Here is a 19,481-nt window from a genome sequence, read left to right on the forward strand (position 1 = left end):
GGCGAGCACTATGCGGAGCACAGGTACGGGCGGGAGAGCGTCAGGGCGGTCGCCGTGAGCGCCATCCCGAACAGGACCGGCGCGAGGTGCCAGAGGTCGACGTACCCGATGGCCAGGTGGGTGAGGACGGCGGGCACGAACCCGGCGACGGCCGCGAGCGACAGCGTCCACCACACCCACGACTCACCCCGCCGCCATCCCCAGGCGCTCAGCAGGGTGATCGCCGCCGCGGCGGCCAGCAGCGCCCCGCCGAACCCGGCCCTGTCGTGCGCGACGAACGGCAGCAGCCGCGTCCCGGCCGCCGCCCGCAGCGCGTCCGGCCCGGTTCCCAGGTACTCCAGGTCGCTCGGGACGAAGACGCCGCCGAGACCGACGGCCGACACGGCCATGCCACCGACGAACAGCCCGGCCCCGGTGACCACCATGAGGAGCTGACCGGTGAGCGCCCGGCGGCGTTCGCGTTCGGGTCCGTCCGGGCGGGAGGTCCATCGAGGGCGCTCCCGGGGCCGCCGGGCCGCGGCCAGGAACATGGGGAGGAGCACGACGGCCAGCGCCGTGTGCAGCGGCTCCACGTACCCGTGGGTGAAGAGGTAGGGCACGGCGGCGAACCCGATCGCCCCCGAGACCAGGTACGCCTCGCGCGCCCACGGCCACCCGCGGCGCATGCCCCCGGCGGTGAGTCCGAGGTAGAGGACGCCGACGGCCACCATCGTGCCCGCCAGCGTGATCCGGTCGTGCCGCAGGAAGTGGACCAGGTGGTGGTTGACGGCGTGTAACGCCTCCTGGTCCATGTCGAGGAAGGCGCGGTCGTACCAGAGCAGCACCGGCCCGAGCGCGATCGCCGCGGCGACGAGCCCGGCAACCGCGATGACGACACCGGTCACCAGCCCCCACCACCAGCCGGGCCACCGTCGGGGGTCACGGCCGACAGCCCGCAGCGAGGGGGCGGGCGCGGTGGGGGTCGCCGCCTCCATCACCCGCCCGAACCACCCGGGGCCTGCCTCGATCAGCAGGGCCGGTGTGGCGAGCACGATCTTGGCGGGATCGGCCAGGATGCGGGCCGCCGCTCCAACGGCCGGGGAAGCAGGCAACACGATGCCCCCTTCACACACCCCCACACCACACTCGGCCCCGCCCACCCCCACGCCGCGCTCGACCCCACCCGCCTCCACTCCGCGCTCCCCCCGGGGCACGCCGCGCTCTGCCTGGGGCTCCTCCACGCCCTGGTCCAACCGAGGCCACTCCACGTCGCGCCCCGGCCGAAGCTCCTCCTCGCCGCGCTCCGCCCGAGGCTGCTCCTCGTCGTCCGTCGGCAGGATCGCGTCCACGTGTGCTGCCAGGGCGGCGGTCACGGCCGGGTCCCCCGTGCGGACCAGCAGCGGCACCCGCCTGCCCGCCGCCGCCTCCCGTACCAGCGGCACGTCAGCGAGCCCGACCGGCTCCACCAGGATGAGTCCCGCCCCGAGCGGCGGCAGCGCGCGTACCGCGTCCCGGGCCACCTCCGGCGGCACCGCCGCGCCCAGCCGGCTGCGCACCGCCACCCCGCCCACGGTGCCCGAAAGGTGCGCGGGCGGGTGCCGATGCCCGAGCAGCCGCGCGACCGCCCGCCCGCCGCCGGGCAGCGATCCCGTCCAGGCCAGCGTCCGCAGCGCCATCCGCCGCGACCGCCGTACGCCCAGCAGCGCCCCCGCGATCCCCCGCAGCGGCTGGTACGTCCAGTCAGGCATCGCTCCCCGGCCCTCCACCCCGTCCTCCGTCCGGCCCTCCACCCGGCAGTCCGTCCGGCATTCCACCCGGCTGTCCGTCCGGCATTCCATCGAGCTCGGGCGGCGGGTCGGTGCCCTGTTCCGCCGACTCGGGTGGCGTCCATCCGACGAGTGGATCCATCGACCGCAGCAGCAGCCCGGGCGGCACCATGCGGGCGGCGAGGTTCCGTGACCACGCCCCCGGTCCCCACGCCATCAGGGACGCCGCCCCCATCCGGGCCGATCGGCGCAGGATCGCCTGGGTACGGGGCCGCCGCACCCGGTCGTACCGTGCGAGCGCCACGTCCACGTCGCGGTCCGAACGCAGGCAGGCGGCCAGCGTGACCGCGTCCTCCAGCGCCGTGCCCGCCCCCTGCCCCAGCGCCGGGTCCATCGCGTGCGCCGCGTCCCCCAGCAGCGCCACCCTCCCCCGCACGTACGTGGCCAGCGGCGGCATCGCGTACACGTCGTGCCGCAGCGCGGCGTCCTCGGGCACGGCCGCCAGCAACTCGGGCACCGGATCGGGCCAGCCGCCGAACCTGCTCACGAGCCCCGCGTACGCGTCCTCCTCGCCGCCTTCGGGCGCCCGGGCCGCAGCGAAGCAGTAGAACCGCCCGCCCGGCAGCGCGGCGAACCCGAAGCGCTCTCCGCGCCCCCAGAAAATCGCCCCTTCGGCGCCTCGCCCGCCCAGCGGCTCGGTCACCGCCCGCCACGCCGTACACCCGGCATACCGAGGCGCCCGCGCCTCCGGCCACCCCTGCCGCCGCACCCGGCTACGGATCCCATCGGCCCCTACTGCCAGGTCCGCCCGCACCTGCCCGCCTCGATACTCGACCACCACCCCGTCGCCGTCCGGCCGCACGGCTTGCACCTCGACGCCGGGTCGCAGGAGGTCCGCCGGCAGTGCCGCCACGAGGACCCGCACCAGCTCGGCCCGGTGCACCATGAGCAGCGGCCACCCGTGACGCCTCGCCACGTCGGCGTTGTCGGTCCTGGACAACCATCGCCCGGCCCGGTCCCGCACCCCGCCCACGGTCTCCACGCCGGCGATCGCCCGTACCCGGTCGGCCAGGCCCAACGCGGCGAGGGCGCGCGTGGCGTTCGGCCAGAGCGCCAGCCCCGCCCCGATCTCGCCGAACTCGACGGCCCGCTCCAGCACGGTCACCCGCCACCCGATCCGGTGCAGCGCGATCGCCGCCGCCAACCCTCCGATCCCCCCGCCGACCACGACCGCAGCAGGCACGACCCGCACCCCCGACATCCTTTTGAGCGACTGCTTAATCAGACCATAGACTGATTTAAGCGATCGCTCAACCGCCTCGATGGCGGCACACCCGCAGGGAAGGACGGGAGCCGGCGGGGAGCGCGGCCGATGGTGACCGCGCTCCCCGATAGGGCAGATCCCGTCAGTGGGGCAGCAGGATCTTGTCGACGATGTAGACGGTGGCGTTGCTCGTCTTCACGCCGCCGCAGACGATCTTGGCGTCGTTGATGGTGAGGTTCTCACCGGAGCCCTTCACGGTCAGGGACCCGCCCTGCATGGTCTTGAGCGTGGCGCCCTCGACCAGGTCGGACGGCGCCTTCTTGCCCATCACGACGTGGTAGGACAGCAGCTTGGTCAGCGCTTCCTTGTTGGCCATGAGCTTGTCCTGGGCTTCCTTCGGGATCGCGTCGAACGCCTTGTTGTCCGGCGCGAAGACCGTGATGTCCGTGGCGGAGTCCAGTTTCTCCTCGAGCCCGGCCTTCTTCACCGCCTCCGACAGCTTGGACAGCTCGGAGATCTTGGAGAGTGCGGTGCCAACGGGCTGGTCCGCGACCTCGGCCAGGTTGCCCTCGATCGCGGAGCAGCCGGGTCCGGACGGGCTGGCGGCGGTCGGCGAGGGCGACATTTCCGGAGAAGTGGGTGACATTTCCGGAGAGGTGGGCGACATCTCTGGCGAAGTCGGCGACATCTCCGGGGCGGCGGTCGTTTCCTCCGGCGATGGCACCGGCGTACGCGTGTGGACAGCTGCGCCGGCGGTACCAGTGGCACCGGCGGCCAGCGCCAGCGCCGCCGCGAGAAGCACTTGTTTCACTGTGATCCCCCCGAGTTCGGAGTGCCGCGGCGGGCGAACCTGCCACGGCTCGAACGCAGCCCCGGGCTCGCACCCCGGCTGCCTCTCCAGTGTGGGCAGCCATTGAGAACACGGGAGTTACATTTCACCCAAAAAGCCACAAAAGCCGTACACCACAACTTTTGCCCGCCATATCTCGGCGCAGGTTTGGAACCCGACGGGCCCGGCCCGCCGGGGCCCGCGGGCGTCGGGTCCCTTTAAGAAGCGTTCAGAGCACCGGCCGCAGGGCGATGATCGCGCCGTGCGTGGGCAGCGGCGGCTCGGCCGCCGCGACCTGGTCGGGCCGTTCGATGTCCCGTACGGCCGCCTCCACCGCGCTCCTGACGGCGGGCACGTCGGCGCGGGCGTGCTCCGGCATCACCACCACCATCCGCGCCGACGCGCCGCTGACCTCGGGGAAGACGTGGGAGAGGTGGTCGAGTGCGTCCTGCGACTGCGAGCCTGACGGACCCGGCGCGGCGCGACGCCGTCGCCATCGTCCGGCGCGGGCAGGCCGACGGCGTCTTCCACGACCACCTGCCCGCCGAGGTGCTCGCGCCCGCCCTCGGCGCCCTGATGCTGTCGCCGCTGGAGAGCGTCAACGCCGGCCTGTGGGAGGACTCCGGACCGGGGGCGGCCACCGCGATCCTGACCGGGGCGGGGGTGCCCCCCGAGCGCGCGGCCGGCGTGGCGGCCGGGCCGGCGCGCTGAGAGACGGCCCGGCGCTACCGGGATCCCGGGGGCGGAACGGGTAGCGTGGACGGATGAGCAAGTCGTTCCTGGAGCCGGCCGAGTGGTACGCGACCCTTCCGGCGTTCTACGCCTCGGCGTGCGTGCTGCTCACCGATACCGAGGACCGGGTCCTCATGGTCAAGCCCAACTACCGGCCCCACTGGGCGATCCCCGGCGGCATCATGGAGGCCGACGAGCACCCCCACGAGTGCGCGGTCCGCGAGGTCGAGGAGGAGCTCGGACTGCGCGTGACGGCGAGCCGGCTCCTGGTGGTGGATTGGGTGCTGCCGGTGGGCGACCGGCCGCAGAGCATGGCCAACTTCCTGTTCGACGGCGGCACGGTCACGGATCCGAGCCAGATCGTCCTGCAGGCCTCGGAGCTCGACGACTTCGGCTTCTTCCCCTGGGACGAGGCGGCCGGGCTGCTCCCCGCCGCGACCACCGCCCGCATCCCGGCGGCACGGCGGGCACGCAAGGACGCCCGCACCGTCTACCTCCCCTTCACCCCCCAGTAGCCCCTCTCGGTACGTCCAGGGACCTGTGATGCGTTCCGCGCGGCCACAAAACCTAGGAACTCTAGGAAATAGGCTAGCATTCCTAGGAGCGACCGAAAGGGGACCATCATGGCCACGCTGGACGTACCAGGCGCCAGGCTTTACCACGAGGTCAGCGGCGACGGACCCGCACTCTTGCTGCTGCCCGGCGGCGGCGGTGACGCGGCGATCTTCGACGCACTGGCCGGCCCGCTCGCCGAGCACTTCACGCTCATCACCCTCGACCCGCGCGGCTACTCACGCAGCCGCCTCGACGGCCCGGCCGTGGACCAGCGGGTCGAGGTGCAGAGCGAGGACGCCCGCCGGCTGCTCGACGCCGTCACCCCCGACCGGCCCGCCTACGTCTTCGGCGGCAGCAGCGGCGCCATCGTCGGCCTCGACCTGCTCGCCCGGCACCCCGAGCGGGTGCGCCGCCTGGTCGCCCACGAGCCGCCGTGCTTCGCCGTCCTCCCCGACGCCGCCGCGCAGCGGGCCTTCGTCGAGGAGGTTCACCGGCTCTTCCGCGAGCAGGGGCTCGCGGCCGCGTCAGCCCGGTTCATGGAGGGCATCGGCGGGACCCTCCGGCCGCTGCCGGACCCGGCCTCGCTGCCGCCCCGGGCCGCCGAGATGATGACCCGGCTGATGAACAACGCTCCGATCATGATGGAGCATGAGTTGCGGCAGTTCACGTCCTACGTCCCCGACCTGGCCGCGCTCGGCCGCGTCTCCGACCGGCTGGTCCTGGCCGCCGGGCGCGAGACCAGGGGGCACCTGCCCTACCGGCCGGCCGCGCTGCTGGCGGAGCGGCTCGGGCTCGGGCTGGTCGAGTTCCCCGGCGGGCACAGCTTCACCGACGCCCCCGAGGAGTTCGCCAAGCAGCTGATCGAGGTGCTCACCGCCCCCTGACCGGGGCTCTCACGCGCCGGCCACCTCGCGCATCAGCTCGGCCGAGGCCATCGGGTTGCCGTAGTCGCGCGAGTGCACGATGAGCCCGTCCCGCACCGTCACGATCATGACGTACGTGGAGGCGAACGGCCTGCCCGTGGCCGTGACGGACCCGTGCAGGGTGAACTCGGCCACCACCACGTCCGGGTCCGCGGTCTCCAGCAGGTTGACCGCGTCCGCGCGTTCGAACCGCCACAGCCCCTTCACCGCCTCGACCCGGGCACGCAGGAGGTCGCTGCCGACCGAACGCGTGGGCACGCCCGGCGGGGCGAACGGGATCTCGATGACCACGTCCGGCGCGTACAGGGCGAGCATCGCCTCGTAGTCGCCGGTCGCCGAGACCTCGATCAGCCGCGCGGCGACCTCCCTGGCGCTCCCGGGCCGCACGGGCGCGAGCACGGCCGCCAGCTCGGGCAGCATGCCGACGGCTTCGGCGGCGCCCACGGCGTTGGGATAGTCGAGGTAGGAGACCACGGCGCCGTCGCGGACGCGGATCACTCCGAGCGACGAGGCGAACCGGAACGGCGTGCCACCGGCGCTGCCCTCCGGCTCGAACTCGACGACGACCACCTCCGGGTCGGCGGCCTCGTAGACGGTGGCGTGGACGTCGTCGAAGCTCAGCAGCCGAGCGATCCCGCCGGAGGCGCCCTGTTTCATGTGCTCACGGATGGTTTGCGCGCCTTCGAATCGGCGCGGCTGCCCGGGCATGCCGAACCGCAGCTCATAGACGGCGTCGTCGGCGAACACGGCGGTGAAGGCGTCGGCGTCCCTGCTCGCCAGGGCCTGGCGCAGGTGCTCGACGACCGCCTGAAGGTTCTCGGACATGGTGAATCCCCTCGGAGAGAACGGAATAGAATCGGAACGCACGCCCCGTTTCAGGATTGGACGATACGGAACGCGCGCCCCGTTTGTCTAGAAGGGAGCCATCGATGACGCCGGACAAGCCGCTGCGCGCCGACGCCCGCCGTAACCGCGACCGCGTGCTGCAAGCCGCCGAGGCCGCGTTCTCGGCCGAGGGCATGGCGGTGCCACTGGACGAGATCGCCCGGCGGGCGGGCGTCGGCGCCGGCACGGTCTACCGGCACTTCCCCTCCAAGGAGGCGCTGTTCGAGGCCGTGATCCACGACCGGATCGGGCAGTTCGCCGACGAGGCCCGCACGCTCTCGGCGGCGGAGCGGCCCGGCGAGGAGTTCCTCGCGTTCCTGGGCCGGATGATCGATCAGGCGATGCTCAACAAGGCGCTGTGCGACGCCCTGGAGGCCGCCGGATCGCCGGTCAAGCCCTCCGACGGCGTCCAGCGCGACGTGTGGGAGGCCTTCGGCGCCCTGCTCGGCGCCGCCCAGCGCGCCGGCGCCGTCCGCGCCGACGTCGACGTCTCCGACCTGCGGGCCCTGCTGTCGGGGGCGCTCGCCATGGAACGCCACGCCCGCGACAGCGACCGTCCCGCCGGCCGGCTGACCGAGCTCCTGCTGGACGCCCTGCGCCCCCGCCCCTGACCCCGCGAAAAGATGGACGCGGCAGGGGCCCGCGGGGCATCCTGTGGCGTGCTGTTGCGCCAGTTGGAGTATCTGGTGGCCCTGGCCCGGGAGCGGCATTTCGCCCGTGCCGCCGCGGCCTGTCACGTCTCCCAGCCGTCGCTGTCGGCGGCCATCCGCAAGCTCGAACGCGAGCTGGACGTGCCCCTCGTCCGGCGCGGCCAGCGCTTCGCCGGGCTGACCCCGGAGGGCGAGCGGGTGCTGCTGTGGGCCCACCGGATCCTCGCCGACGCCGACGCTCTGCGCCAGGACCTGTCGAAGATGCGCGAAGGGCTGACGGGCACGCTGCGGATGGGCGCGATCCCGACCGCGCTGACCGCCGCCTCGCTGCTGACCACGCCGTTCTGCGAACGCTACCCGCACGTACGGGTCCTGCTGACCTCGCTGTCGTCGCGGGAGATCACGCGGCGGCTGGCCGAGTTCGAGATCGACATGGCGATGACGTACCTCGACGACGAGGAGGAGTTCGGCGAGGTGCATCCCCTCTACGAGGAGCGCTACCTGCTGCTGACCCCGTCCGACGGCGAGCTGGCCGAGCGCCGGGTGGCGCGCTGGGCGGAGGTGGCCGCGCTGCCGCTGTGCCTGCTGGCCCCCGAGATGCGCAACCGCCGCATCCTGGACGCCAACTTCCGGCAGGCCGGGGCGGTGGCCGTGCCCGCGATCGAGACCGACACCGTCTCGGCCCTGTTCGCGCACGTCGCGACCCACCGCTGGTCCAGCGTCATCGCGCACGCCTGGCTGCACATGTTCGGGGTGCCCGAAGGCATGCGCGTCGTCCGGCTGGAGCGGCCCGCCCGGGAGCCGCGCGTGGGGCTCGTCCTGGCCGGCACGGGCCCGGAATCGGTGATGGCCCGGGCGCTGCTGGACCTGGCCCGCGACCTCGATCTGCGCGAGGTCTTCGACCGGCTCACCCACGACCACCTGGCATAGAAGCCCTCTATCACCCGATAGGCACAAACGCTTTGACCTGCGGATATACGGCGGCGGACAGTGAGATCATCCCCCGACCGACGAGGAGCAGAGGCCATGGCCAAGGTGCTGTGCGTGCTGTACGACGACCCGATCGACGGATACCCCACCTCATACGCGCGGGACGACCTGCCCGCGCTGACCGGCTACCCGGGCGGCCAGACGCTGCCCAGCCCCAAGGCGATCGACTTCATCCCCGGCCACCTGCTCGGCAGCGTCTCCGGCGAGCTGGGCCTGCGCCGCTTCCTCGAAGAACGCGGCCACACCCTGGTGGTCACCTCCGACAAGGACGGCGACGACTCCGAATTCGACCGTGAGCTGGCCGACGCCGACGTGGTGATCTCCCAGCCGTTCTGGCCCGCGTACCTGACCGCCGAGCGCATCGCCCGCGCACCCAAGCTGAAGCTGGCCGTCACCGCCGGCATCGGCTCCGACCACGTCGACCTCGACGCCGCCATCGCCCGCGGCATCACCGTCGCCGAGGTCACCTACTGCAACAGCATCAGCGTCGCCGAACACGTCGTGATGATGATCCTGTCCCTGGTGCGCAACTATCTGCCCTCCCACCGGACGGTGCTGGACGGCGGCTGGAACATCGCCGACTGCGTCGCCCGCTCCTACGACGTCGAAGGCATGCACATCGGCACCGTCGCCGCCGGCCGCATCGGCACGGCGGTGCTGCGCCGGCTCAAGCCGTTCGACGTGCACCTGCACTACACCGACAAACACCGCCTGCCGCGCGAGGTCGAGGAGGAGCTCGGGCTCACCTTCCACCCCGACGCCGCCGCCATGGTCCCGCACTGCGACGTGGTGACCGTCAACGCGCCGCTCCACCCGCAGACCGAAGGACTGTTCGGCGACGAGCTGATCGGCTCGATGAAGCGGGGCGCGTACCTGATCAACACCGCCCGCGCCAGGATCGCCGACCGCGACGCGATCGTGCGCGCGCTGGAGAGCGGGCAGCTCGCCGGCTACGCGGGCGACGTCTGGTATCCCCAGCCCGCGCCCGCCGACCACCCCTGGCGGACCATGCCGCACCACGGCATGACCCCGCACATCTCGGGCTCCTCCCTGTCGGCCCAGGCCCGCTACGCCGCCGGCACCCGCGAGATCCTCGAATCGTGGCTGGAGGGCACGCCGATCCGCGAGGAGTACCTGATCGTGGAGGGCGGCGCCCTGGCCGGGGCCGGCGCCCACTCCTACACGACCCGGACGCGTTGACGCGACCGGGTCGGAAGGCGGCGGGCGCCTCCCGCGCCCGCCGCCCCGGGGATCAGGGCTCCAGGCCCTTGCGGAGCAGCAGCCACGCCCTGTCGGCGGTCTCGCGCCGCAGGTCCGCCGGTATCTTGGCGAGCAGCCCCGCGATCATGCCCAACGCCGTCACCAGATCCTCGGCGGTGACGTGCTCGCGTACGCGGCCGGCCTCCCGCGCCCTGGCCAGCGGCCCCTCCAGCAGCGCCTCCACCTGGTAACGCAGGCTCATGATGCGCGGATCCGTGGCGCTGACCATCGCGATGAACGCCGTCGAGGCGATCGCCTGATCGGTCGTCAGCGCCAGCACGTCGTCGAGCGTGGCCGCGGGATCGGTGGCCAGCGCCTCCAGCGCCTTGATGCCGTCGTCGAACACGGCCAGCGCGAGGCTGACGCGGTCGGGGAAGTGCCGGTAGAGGCTGCCCTGGCCGACCCCGGCCGCCCGCGCGATCGAGGTGAGCGGCGCGTCGAAGCCGTCCGTGGCGAACAGCTCGCGGGCCGCCTCGATCAGCGCCGCGCGGTTCTCGGCGGCGGCGCTGGGGCCTCTGTTGGGTCGACGCGTGTTGGGCATAGGAGTACGGTAGCAACCGGACGACATCGTCCGGTATTCCTGGAGCGCAACATCGCCAGTTCCGTACCCTTTTGAGGAGATACCGCATGACGCAGAGCGAGCAGGTCCTGAGCTATCCGATCCCGAGCGAGGCGGCGCTGGAGCCGCCCGCCGAGTGGGCGGACCTGCGGGGGAAGTGCCCGGTCGCGCGGGTCACGCTGCCCAGCGGCGACGAGGCCACGCTGCTCACCCGGTACGAGGACGTCAAGCAGGTGCTGGCCGACCCCCGCTTCACCCGCCTGCTGAACGCGCCCGACGCGGCCCGGCTGTCGGCCAACGACGACGGCGGGCTGTTCAGCAGCGAGATGGCGGCGATCATCCCGGACAGCGGGGAGCCGCACCAGCGGTGGCGGCGCCTGGTCGGCAAGTACTTCACCGCCAAGCGCATGGCCGCCCTGCGGCCCGCCATGGCGCAGATCGCCGAGCAGCTCATCGACGACATGGTCGAGCACGGCGCTCCCGGCGACCTCAAGGCGTCCCTGGGCTTCCCCCTGCCCGTGTACGTGATCTGCGACCTGCTCGGCGTGCCCGCCTCCGACCGGGACCGCTTCGCCCACTGGTCGGACAGCCTGCTCAACCTGACCAAGTTCACCCAGGCGGAGACCGACGCCTCGCAGGCCGAGTTCATCCAGTACATGTCCGAGCACGTGGCCGCCAAGCGGGTGACGCCGGGCGACGACCTGCTCAGCGAGCTGATCGAGGCAAGCGCCGCCGAGGGTGAGGGCCTGACGGACGTCGAGCTGCTGGCCACCGGGATGGGGCTGCTCGTGGCCGGGCACGAGACCACCGCCAACATGATCGGCAAGATGGTGGGGATGCTGCTGTCCGACCGCACCCGCTGGGAGCGGCTGCTGGCCGACCCGTCGCTGGTGCGTACGGCGGTGGAGGAGGTGCTGCGCTTCGACGCCAACTCCGGCTTCGGCCTGCCCCGCTACCTGAAGGAGGAGACCGAGGTCAGCGGCACGGTGCTGCCCCGCGGCACCACCGTGATCTGCAGCATGGCCGCCGCCAACCGCGACGAGAGCGTCTTCGACGCGGCCGCCGAGATGGACCTGACCCGCACCCCGAACCCGCACCTGGCCTTCGGCTCCGGCTCCCACTCCTGCCTCGGCCAGTCCCTGGCCCGTACCGAGCTGCAGGTCGTCCTGGAGGTGCTGCTGCGCAAGCTGCCCAGCCTGGAGCTGGCCGTGCCGGTGGAGGAGCTGCACCGGGTGGAGGGCCTCGTGGTCGGCGGCCTGCGCCAGGTCCCGGTCCGCTGGTGAGGAGGAGACCCAGATGAAGATCATCGTGGACGAGGCCAAGTGCTGCGGCGCGGGCCAGTGCGTGCTGATCGCGCCGGAGGTGTTCGACCAGAACGAGGACGACGGCATCGTCATCCTGCTGGAGGCCGAGCCCGCCGCGGACCGGCATGCCGCCGTGCGTGAGGCCGCCGCCGTCTGCCCGGGGGCCGCCATCCAGGTGGACGAGGACGCCTGAGCCCTGACCGCGCCCGCCCGGCCCCGGCCACCCGGGGCCGGGCATCCCCAGGTGTCGCGGCGTCAGTCCATGAGACCGAGCTGGCGACCCGCCCGCAGGGCCAGCCAGACCTCCGCGAACGCGGCGGTGGACGTCAGGTCGCGGCCCGTCAGCTCGGCGAACCTGCGCAGGCGGTAGGCCAGGGTGTTGGGATGGATGTGCAGCGCGGTCGCGGCGTCCTCGGTGCGCCGGTCACGCTCCATCCAGGTCCGCACGGACGTCAGGAGCTGGGACCCGTGCGCGGAGTCGTAGGCGAGCGCCTTGCCGAGCACGTTCTCGACCAGCGCGGTGAGCGCCCACGGGTCGTCGGGCAGCCACCGGCCGGTGGTGTCGTCGCCGTAGTGGATCAGCGCGCGTCCCGACTCGGACGCCGAGGAGGCCGCCCACACCGCCTCCCGCTTGGGGATCTGCATGGACTCCCCCGGCGGGAACGGCCTGCTCATGCCCGCCGCGACGCCCGGCAGCGCGGCGATCGCCGGGCCGAGGGCGGGTGAGCCGAGCACGTAGCGGTCGTCGCCGCGGCGCAGCATCAGGTGCGGCGCGTCGTCGAGCGCCCGGTGGATGGCCTCGTCGGGCACGTTCCTGATCACGAGGAGGGCCAGCTCGGCCTCCACGGGGATGCCCATCCTGACCAGGCGCCGCCGCGCCGCGGCCGGGTCGAGGACGTCCTGGAGCAGCTCGGACAGGGTCTCGGCGCCCTGGCGGCGTAGCGTCTCGCGCTCGTTGCGGGCCATGGCCACCTGCAGAGCGGCCACCGTGGCGATGTGCTGCACCACGGCCAGCCCGGCGGGCCTGGCCCCTTGGCGCTCGAAGGCGACGAGGAAGCCCGCCGGACCTCCCGGCGCGGGCACGGGCAGGACGAAACCGCCGGGGATGGTGGGCGGCGCCTCCGGCTCGGAAGGCAGCACCGCGACGTCGGGCACCGGCACCCCCGGCAGCAGTGGCCGCCCCTGCGGGGTGCACAGATAGACCTCGTATCCGGACAGCCGCTCCAGCCGCTTGAACAGCGTCGCGCTGTCGAGGTCCTCGGCCGCCAGCCAGCGCAGCGCCCCGAACACCTGCAGCTGCGCGCCGAGGCGCTGCCTGGCGTCCTCCTGCACGGCCGCGGCCACCTCCTGGGCGATCGCGATGAACGGCACGGCCAGCGGCACCTCGAGCACGGGCATCCCCCGCTCCTCGGCGGCCTGGATGAACGCGTCGTGCAGTGGCGGCACGTGCAGCTGCGCCGACAGGGCGAGCGCCGACACGCCCGCGTCGTCGAGCCGCTCCAGGTAGGCGCGCTGTCTGGCGGCCTGGCGCGGGATCGCGATCCCCGTCGTCATGATGACCTCCGCGCCGAGCAGCCACGGCGTGGGGTCGTCGAGCTCGCTGACGTGCGCCCAGGACACCGACCGCCCCAGCCCTGCCTCACCGGCCAGGAGCCGTAGCTGGAGTGCGGGAGAGCGCAGCAGGTCCTCCACGGACACCTTTGTGGTCACCCACAAAGGATATGGCGGGTCTTGAGTGCTGCCCCGATTGAAGGTTGGAGGTACGGCCTTCACACTCGGTAGTCATTCGCCCCTGTTCCGGAAGGCCCCGTTCGGGAAGGCACGGCACCACATGAGAAGAGCACTTGTCCTTACCCTCTTCACCGGATTGACCCTCGCCAGCTGCGCCGCGCCCGAGGAGACCACCACGACGGCGCCCAGGACCGAGATCGCGGCGGGCGCGAAGGACGAGGCGGCCGCCCAGCTGCTCCCGGCCGACATCCGGCAGGCCGGCAAGATACGGGTGGCCTCCGGCGTCTCCTTCCCGCCCATGGAGTTCTTCGACACCGACAACAAGACCGTGCTCGGGTTCGACGCCGACCTCGGCAAGGCGCTCGGCGAGGTGCTGGGCGTGGAGTTCGCCTTCGAGAACGTCAGCTTCGACGGCATCATCGGCGGCCTCAACGCGGGCCGCTACGACCTCGGCCTGACCAGCATGCTCGACAAGAAGGAACGCCAGGAGCAGGTGGACTTCGTCGACTACCTCAAGTCCGGATCGGCGCTCATGGTGGCCAAGGGCAACCCGCAGGGCGTCAAGGAGACCCTCGACATGTGCGGCAGGAAGGTCGCGGTCGAGAAGGCCGCGACCGGCGACCTGCTCGTGGACGACGTCACGAAGAAGTGCGCCGAGGCCGGAAAACCGGCCGTGGAGAAGGTCCCCTTCCCCGACCAGGCGAGCGCCGTACAGGCCCTGCAGTCCGGGCGGGCCGACATGGTCGCCGCGCTCGACCTGACCCTGGCCTACAGCGTGAAGCAGGCTCCGCAGCAGTTCGAGGTCGCGGTGAGCGCGATCGACCCGCTTCCCGTCGGCATCCCGGTCCCGAAGAGCAAGCCGCAGTTGCGTGACGCCGTTCAGGCCGCGCTGAAGAAGCTCATCGCGAACGGGACCTACGACCAGCTCCTGGCCAAGTGGAACCTGCAGGCGCAGGCGTTCAAGGACGCCGCGATCAACGCGGGCGCATGACCAGCGCCCGGGAGCGCATGGCCGAGCCGATCGTGCCGCTGCGGCGGCCCGGCCGGTGGGTGGCCGCCGCGGTGCTCGCCGTGCTGGCCGCGATGGCGGTCAACTTCGTGGTGACCACCCCGGCGCTCCGGCCCGACCTGGTGGCCGGCTACCTCTTCGAGCGGTCGATCATGCGCGGGCTGCTGCTCACGGTCGAGCTGACGGCGCTGGCCATGCTGGCGGGCGCCGTGCTCGGCACCGCGCTGGCGATCATGCGGCTGTCGGACAATCCGCTGCTGCGCTGGGTCGCCGCCGCCTACGTCTGGCTCTTCCGCGGCACGCCCATCCTGGTCCAGCTGCTGTTCTGGTTCTTCCTGGGCGCCGTGATGCCGCGGATCAGCCTCGGCGTCCCCTTCGGCCCCGAGTTCTTCTCCGCGCCGGTCAACGCGCTGATCACGCCGTTCACCGCGGCCATCCTCGGCCTCGGGCTGAACGAGGCGGCGTACATGGCCGAGATCGTCAGAGCGGGCATCGGCTCGGTCGACCACGGGCAGCGGGAGGCCGCCGAGGCGCTGGGCATGCGGCCGGCGATGGTCTACCGGCGCGTCATCCTGCCCCAGGCGGCCCGGGTGATCGTGCCGCCGACCGCCAACGAGACGATCTCGATGCTCAAGCTCACCTCCCTCGTGCTGGTCATCGGCCTCCCGGACCTGCTGACCAGCGCCCAGCTGATCTACGGCCGCAACTTCCAGCAGATCCCGCTGCTGATCGTCGCCAGCCTCTGGTACCTCGTCCTGACCACGCTGCTGACCTTGGCCCAGTCACGGCTCGAACGACGGTTCGGAGGCCGATCGTGAACGAACTGCTCAGCGCGCGGGGCGTGCGCAAGAGCTTCGGGAAGGTCGAGGTGCTCAAGGGCATCGACCTGACGGTCCACGCCGGCCAGGTGGTGTGCCTGCTCGGCCCGTCGGGCTCGGGCAAGTCGACCTTCCTGCGCTGCGTCAACCACCTCGAACGGCTCGACGCCGGGGAGATCTGGGTCGACGGCCACCTGGTCGGCTACCGCCGCTCCGGCGGCAAGAAGTACGAGATGCGCCCGCGCGAGGTGGCCGACCAGCGGCGGGACATCGGCATGGTGTTCCAGCGCTTCAACCTTTTCCCGCACCGCACCGCGCTGGAGAACGTCATGGAGGCGCCCGTGTACGTGCTCGGCCGCCCCCGCGAGGCCGTCCGGCAGGAGGCGCTCGACCTGCTGCGGCGGGTCGGCCTGGAGGAGCGGGCCGGCCACCTCCCCGCTCAGCTGTCCGGGGGCCAGCAGCAGCGCGTGGCCATCGCCCGGGCCCTGGCCATGAAGCCCAAGCTGATGCTGTTCGACGAGCCGACCAGCGCGCTCGACCCCGAGCTCGTCGGCGAGGTCCTCGACGTGATGAAGGACCTGGCCGGAGCGGGGATGACGATGGTCGTGGTGACGCACGAGATCGGGTTCGCCCGCGAGGTCGCCGACCACGTCGTCTTCATGGACGACGGGCTGGTCGTCGAGGCGGGACCGGCCGCCGAGCTGATCGCCCGGCCCAGGCACGAGCGGACCAGGGCCTTCCTGGCCAAGGTCCTGTAGAGGAAAGGATCCGACCATGTCACGGGGACAAGCCGTGCGGACGGGCGGCGACCTGGTCGTCGAGTCGCTGGCCGCGCTCGGAGCCACCACGGTCTTCGGCGAGCCGGGGCAGCACGCGCTCGGCCTGTTCGACGCGCTGCGCCGCTCTGACCTGCGCTACGTGGGGTGCCGTACCGAGCTGAGCGTCGCCTTCGCGGCCGACGCCCACGCCCGCGCGACCGGCTCGGTCACGCCTTTCCTGGTCTCCACCGGCCCGGGCGCGCTGGGCACCCTCCCCGCGCTCATGGAGTCCCGTGCCGCCGCCGTCCCCGTGCTGGTCGTCAGCAGCCAGATCCCCGCGGACGGGCTGGGCGGGCGGCGCAAGGGCTACCTGCACGAGCTGCCGGACCAGGCCGCGGCCTTCAGGGACGTCGTGAAGTCGGCCCACGTGGCGCGGACGGCCGGGCAGATCGCGCCGGCGCTGGCCGAGGCGTGGGAGCTCGCGCTGACCGCGCCCGCGGGCCCGGTCCTGGTGGAGATCCCGCAGGACGTGCTGCTCGCCGAGACCGGGATCCCGGCGGTGACCGAGCTCCGGGTGGCGCCGAGACCGCTCGCCCCGCGGGCCGAGCTCGTCGCCGCGGCGGCGGACCTGCTGGTACGGGCGGCCAATCCGGTGATCCTGGCCGGCGGCGGGGTGGTGCGCGCCGGCGCCCAGGCGGCCCTGCTGGAGCTGGCCCAGGAGCTGGACGCGCCGGTCGCCACCACGTTCGGCGCGAAGGGCGCCTTCCCCTGGGAGCACCCGCTGTCGCTCCAGTCGTGGCTGGAGGACCGGCACCTGACGGCGTTCCTGGAGGAGGCCGACGTGCTGCTGGTCGTGGGCTCGGGGCTGGGGGAACTGTCCAGCAACTACCACACGATGCGGCCGCGGGGCCGGGTCGTGCAGATCGAGGCCGATCTCGGCAAGCTCGAGTCCAACCATCCGGCGCTGGCCGTCCACGCGGACGCCCGGGCGGCGCTGGAGGAGCTGGCGCGGGCCGTGAAGGGCGCGCGTACCGGCCGGGACGGGGCAGCGGGCCGGCCGGGGGCCCAACCGGCGGCCCAGTCGGCGGCCCAGTCGGCGGTGCGGTCGGCGGTGCGGTCGGCGGTGCGCGACGTGCTCGGGCGCGTCGCCGCGCGGCTGGACGCGCAGGACCTCGCGCTCGAACGGTCGCTGCTCGCGGCCATCGACCGCGCGCTACCGGAACAGGCTCTGAGCTTCTGGGACATGACGATCCTGGCGTACTGGGCCTGGTCCGCCTGGCCGCGGCCGATGGAGTCGGCGCAGGGCGCGGGCGGGCTCGGCTACGCGCTGCCCGCCGCGCTCGGCGCGGCCGCCGCCACCGGCGGGCCGGTGCTCGCGGTCAGCGGCGACGGAGGGGCCATGTACGGCCTGGCCGAGCTGGCCACGCTGCACCAGCACCGGCTCGACGTGACCTGGCTGATCGTGGACGACGGCGGCTACGGCATCCTGCGCGAGTACATGACGGACGCGTTCGGCGCCGCCACGGGGACCGAGCTGGCCAGGCCGGACTTCGCCGCCCTCGCGGCGGCCTTCGGCGTCCCGGCCCGGCGCACCACTCCGGAGGACCTGGAGAGCGACCTCGCGCGGGCGCTGCGGACCCCGGGGCCGAGCGTCGTCGTGCTGCCCGCGACCCTGCGCATGTTCGCCCCCACCCACCTGGCGGGTTAGCTCTTGCGGAAGGCGTCCGCGTGGTCCCGCGCCCACTGCTCGAACGTGCGCGGCGGCCGTCCGAGCACGTCCTCCACGGTCGGGTGGACCGTCGTCTCGTCGAGCGTGCCGTCCACGAAGAACTGGAAGAAGGCGTCGACGTACTCGACCGGCATGCCCGCCTCCATCTCGGCGCGCGCCTGGCTGTTCGTCAGCCCTTCGCACCGCAGGTCCCGGCCCAGCACCTGGGCGAGAACGGCGACCTGGTCGGCGGGCAGCAGCGCGCGGGAGCCGGTCAGCTCGTGGATCCGGCCCTCGTGCTCGCCGCTCAGCAGCGCGCGGGCCGCGACGGCCGCGATGTCGTACGGGTCGACGGCCGCGACCGGCACGTCGGCGAACGGCACCCGCACCACGTCGCCGGCCTCGAGCTGCGGGAGCCAGCGCAGCGCGTTGGACATGAACGACCTGGGCCGCAGGAAGGTCCAGGCCAGACCCGACTCGCGCACGTCCCGCTCCGAGAGCGTCATGTAGCGGGAGACGGCGTTCCCGAGGTCCTCCAGCGCGGCCGAGCCGCCGGACAGGAGCACGACGTGCCGCACGCCGGCGTCGCGGGCCAGGGCCAGCAGCCCGGGCATGTCCGCGTAGCCCGGCATGAGGAACAGCCCCTGGGCGCCGTCGAGCGCTCCGGCCAGGCTCTCCGGCCGGTTGAGGTCGCCGGTCACGGGCTCGGCGCCGGCCGGGAGGGCGGCGCGGCGCGGGTCCCGGACGAGCGCCCGGACCGGCCGGCCGGCCGAGGCCAGCGCGGCGACGAGTTCGGAGCCGACGTTGCCGGTGGCACCGGTGACTAAGATCATGCCGCCAGCCTATCGGGGGTCACAATCGCCGGATGCAGGTGACGGACGGGTAAGGGTCGGGGCCGGGCAGCAGTCCGTACTTCCTGGTGTCGGTCGTCACCGAGTAGTCGGCCGGGCGCTTGCACTCGAACTCGATGCTGACGTGCCCGACCACCTTCCCCCACGCCTTCCCGCCCTTGCACGGCGTTTTCTTCAGGCCGCCGACGATGGCCGTCTCGGTCCCGAACACGGTCGTGCGCTTCTTGGTCTTCGGCGCGGTCAGGCAGCTGCCGGGCTCGTACCTGGGGCCGACGTCCGTGGCGTCCTCGCCGGGGCCGACGCAGACGTACGAGCCGTTCCATTTGTAGGCGTACGACCAGATCCTGCGCTCACACGCCTTCTTCGTCCTGGTGAAGGAGCGGATCCTGCCGGGGCCGTGGGTGTCGAAGCAGGCCCGTTCCTGGACGTCGCCGTCCTGGATGAGCGTGCAGTCGCCGGCTTTCAGGGCGCCGCCGCCCTTGCCGGGGTCTCCGGGGTGCGGGCCGACGCGGTTGCGCAGGCAGGCCGTCTGGGAGCCCGCCGGGGCGTCCAGCCAGCCGTCGGAGTCGCGCGGGCACTTCGCGGCGCCCTCGCCCTGGGCCACCAGCCGGATGATCCGCACACCGGCCGTCGCCAGGGCGCAGTCGACCGGCGCCGGGACCTGGGTGTCCGGTTTGGGCACCCGGACGTCGAGGCAGAGGCCCTGCGCCCAGGCGACCGGTGCACTGGGGGACGGCGTGCCGGCGGACGGGGAGCTCGCCGTGGAGGGGGTCGTTTCCGCAGGCCCGTCGCCGCTGCACGACGTCAGGGACAGGACCGCCGCCAGCCCGCCGATCACGATCGAAGACCTGCCGCCCACGAACCGTCACCTCCGCGCGCTCGCCCGTCGCGACGATCGTCGGGCACAGCC

General features: G+C 72.9%; 21 protein-coding genes. 12 read left to right on the forward strand and 9 right to left on the reverse strand.

What is annotated here, in order from left to right:
- Nucleotides 1-8 precede the first annotated feature (8 nt).
- The 4 genes from ACWDRB_RS44640 to ACWDRB_RS44655 all read right to left on the reverse strand — a co-directional run bounded on the left by ACWDRB_RS44640 (nucleotide 9) and on the right by ACWDRB_RS44655 (nucleotide 4,217).
- On the reverse strand, nucleotides 9-1,727 hold the full coding sequence (locus tag ACWDRB_RS44640; protein WP_449904676.1) for a hypothetical protein: 1,719 nt from the start codon (nucleotides 1,725-1,727) through the stop codon (nucleotides 9-11).
- Nucleotides 1,720-2,988, reverse strand: coding sequence for an FAD-dependent monooxygenase (locus tag ACWDRB_RS44645; RefSeq protein WP_449904678.1), 1,269 nt, complete (start codon nucleotides 2,986-2,988; stop codon nucleotides 1,720-1,722). Before ACWDRB_RS44645 ends, ACWDRB_RS44640 begins: the two co-directional genes overlap by 8 nt.
- A gap of 163 nt (nucleotides 2,989-3,151) precedes the next feature.
- Nucleotides 3,152-3,655, reverse strand: a complete 504-nt coding sequence (locus tag ACWDRB_RS44650; protein ID WP_449904680.1) for a fasciclin domain-containing protein — start codon at nucleotides 3,653-3,655, stop codon at nucleotides 3,152-3,154.
- A gap of 412 nt (nucleotides 3,656-4,067) precedes the next feature.
- Nucleotides 4,068-4,217, reverse strand: a complete 150-nt coding sequence (locus tag ACWDRB_RS44655; protein WP_449904682.1) for a hypothetical protein — start codon at nucleotides 4,215-4,217, stop codon at nucleotides 4,068-4,070.
- Between the two features lie 62 nt (nucleotides 4,218-4,279).
- Here ACWDRB_RS44655 and ACWDRB_RS44660 point away from each other — a divergent pair, with 62 nt between their 5' ends.
- The 3 genes from ACWDRB_RS44660 (at nucleotide 4,280) to ACWDRB_RS44670 (ending at nucleotide 6,009) form a co-directional block, all read left to right on the forward strand.
- On the forward strand, nucleotides 4,280-4,549 hold the full coding sequence (locus tag ACWDRB_RS44660; protein WP_449904684.1) for a hypothetical protein: 270 nt from the start codon (nucleotides 4,280-4,282) through the stop codon (nucleotides 4,547-4,549).
- Between the two features lie 53 nt (nucleotides 4,550-4,602).
- Nucleotides 4,603-5,085, forward strand: coding sequence for an NUDIX domain-containing protein (locus tag ACWDRB_RS44665; protein ID WP_449904686.1), 483 nt, complete (start codon nucleotides 4,603-4,605; stop codon nucleotides 5,083-5,085).
- A gap of 108 nt (nucleotides 5,086-5,193) precedes the next feature.
- The gene (locus ACWDRB_RS44670; protein ID WP_449904688.1) at nucleotides 5,194-6,009 is read left to right on the forward strand and encodes an alpha/beta fold hydrolase; all 816 of its coding nucleotides are present in this window, start codon (nucleotides 5,194-5,196) and stop codon (nucleotides 6,007-6,009) included.
- Nucleotides 6,010-6,018: 9 nt separating this feature from the next.
- Here the strand turns inward: ACWDRB_RS44670 and ACWDRB_RS44675 are convergent, their stop codons facing one another.
- The gene (locus ACWDRB_RS44675; protein WP_449904690.1) at nucleotides 6,019-6,873 is read right to left on the reverse strand and encodes a nuclear transport factor 2 family protein; all 855 of its coding nucleotides are present in this window, start codon (nucleotides 6,871-6,873) and stop codon (nucleotides 6,019-6,021) included.
- Between the two features lie 104 nt (nucleotides 6,874-6,977).
- Here ACWDRB_RS44675 and ACWDRB_RS44680 point away from each other — a divergent pair, with 104 nt between their 5' ends.
- From ACWDRB_RS44680 to ACWDRB_RS44690, 3 genes are all read left to right on the forward strand, one after another.
- Nucleotides 6,978-7,544, forward strand: coding sequence for a TetR/AcrR family transcriptional regulator (locus tag ACWDRB_RS44680; protein WP_449904692.1), 567 nt, complete (start codon nucleotides 6,978-6,980; stop codon nucleotides 7,542-7,544).
- A gap of 48 nt (nucleotides 7,545-7,592) precedes the next feature.
- The gene (locus tag ACWDRB_RS44685; protein ID WP_449904694.1) at nucleotides 7,593-8,513 is read left to right on the forward strand and encodes a LysR family transcriptional regulator; all 921 of its coding nucleotides are present in this window, start codon (nucleotides 7,593-7,595) and stop codon (nucleotides 8,511-8,513) included.
- 96 nt (nucleotides 8,514-8,609) lie between these two features.
- Nucleotides 8,610-9,773 (forward strand): NAD-dependent formate dehydrogenase, encoded by a 1,164-nt coding sequence (locus tag ACWDRB_RS44690; protein ID WP_449904696.1) that lies wholly within the window; start codon nucleotides 8,610-8,612, stop codon nucleotides 9,771-9,773.
- Nucleotides 9,774-9,825: 52 nt separating this feature from the next.
- Here ACWDRB_RS44690 and ACWDRB_RS44695 read toward each other — a convergent pair whose 3' ends face one another.
- Nucleotides 9,826-10,374: a helix-turn-helix domain-containing protein gene (locus ACWDRB_RS44695; RefSeq protein WP_350732174.1), complete on the reverse strand. Its 549-nt coding sequence runs from the start codon at nucleotides 10,372-10,374 to the stop codon at nucleotides 9,826-9,828.
- Between the two features lie 86 nt (nucleotides 10,375-10,460).
- Here ACWDRB_RS44695 and ACWDRB_RS44700 point away from each other — a divergent pair, with 86 nt between their 5' ends.
- Nucleotides 10,461-11,675, forward strand: a complete 1,215-nt coding sequence (locus ACWDRB_RS44700; protein ID WP_449904698.1) for a cytochrome P450 — start codon at nucleotides 10,461-10,463, stop codon at nucleotides 11,673-11,675.
- A 13-nt stretch (nucleotides 11,676-11,688) separates the two neighbouring features.
- Entirely contained in the window at nucleotides 11,689-11,889 is a 201-nt protein-coding gene (locus ACWDRB_RS44705; protein WP_449904700.1) for a ferredoxin, read from the forward strand.
- 62 nt (nucleotides 11,890-11,951) lie between these two features.
- Here the strand turns inward: ACWDRB_RS44705 and ACWDRB_RS44710 are convergent, their stop codons facing one another.
- Complete coding sequence (locus tag ACWDRB_RS44710) at nucleotides 11,952-13,406, reverse strand: PucR family transcriptional regulator (protein WP_449904702.1); 1,455 nt, start codon at nucleotides 13,404-13,406, stop codon at nucleotides 11,952-11,954.
- Nucleotides 13,407-13,563: 157 nt separating this feature from the next.
- Here ACWDRB_RS44710 and ACWDRB_RS44715 point away from each other — a divergent pair, with 157 nt between their 5' ends.
- From ACWDRB_RS44715 to ACWDRB_RS44730, 4 genes are read left to right on the forward strand one after another with little or no spacing between them, the layout of a single operon-like run.
- Nucleotides 13,564-14,418: an ABC transporter substrate-binding protein gene (locus tag ACWDRB_RS44715; protein ID WP_449904704.1), complete on the forward strand. Its 855-nt coding sequence runs from the start codon at nucleotides 13,564-13,566 to the stop codon at nucleotides 14,416-14,418.
- A complete protein-coding gene (locus tag ACWDRB_RS44720; protein WP_449904706.1) occupies nucleotides 14,415-15,254 on the forward strand; it encodes an amino acid ABC transporter permease in 840 nt (279 codons plus the stop codon). Before ACWDRB_RS44715 ends, ACWDRB_RS44720 begins: the two co-directional genes overlap by 4 nt.
- Nucleotides 15,251-16,012: an amino acid ABC transporter ATP-binding protein gene (locus ACWDRB_RS44725; protein WP_449904708.1), complete on the forward strand. Its 762-nt coding sequence runs from the start codon at nucleotides 15,251-15,253 to the stop codon at nucleotides 16,010-16,012. The genes ACWDRB_RS44720 and ACWDRB_RS44725 overlap by 4 nt, the downstream gene beginning before the upstream one ends.
- 16 nt (nucleotides 16,013-16,028) lie before the next feature.
- Nucleotides 16,029-17,720, forward strand: coding sequence for a thiamine pyrophosphate-binding protein (locus ACWDRB_RS44730; RefSeq protein WP_449904710.1), 1,692 nt, complete (start codon nucleotides 16,029-16,031; stop codon nucleotides 17,718-17,720).
- On the opposite strand, the gene ACWDRB_RS44735 is transcribed toward ACWDRB_RS44730, so the two are convergent.
- Nucleotides 17,717-18,553: an NmrA family NAD(P)-binding protein gene (locus ACWDRB_RS44735; protein ID WP_449904712.1), complete on the reverse strand. Its 837-nt coding sequence runs from the start codon at nucleotides 18,551-18,553 to the stop codon at nucleotides 17,717-17,719. The two genes, ACWDRB_RS44730 and ACWDRB_RS44735, sit on opposite strands and share 4 nt — an antisense overlap.
- A 19-nt stretch (nucleotides 18,554-18,572) precedes the next feature.
- The gene (locus ACWDRB_RS44740) at nucleotides 18,573-19,430 is read right to left on the reverse strand and encodes a hypothetical protein (protein WP_449904714.1); all 858 of its coding nucleotides are present in this window, start codon (nucleotides 19,428-19,430) and stop codon (nucleotides 18,573-18,575) included.
- Nucleotides 19,431-19,481 lie beyond the last annotated feature (51 nt).

This window comes from Nonomuraea sp. NPDC003707 (assembly GCF_053587055.1).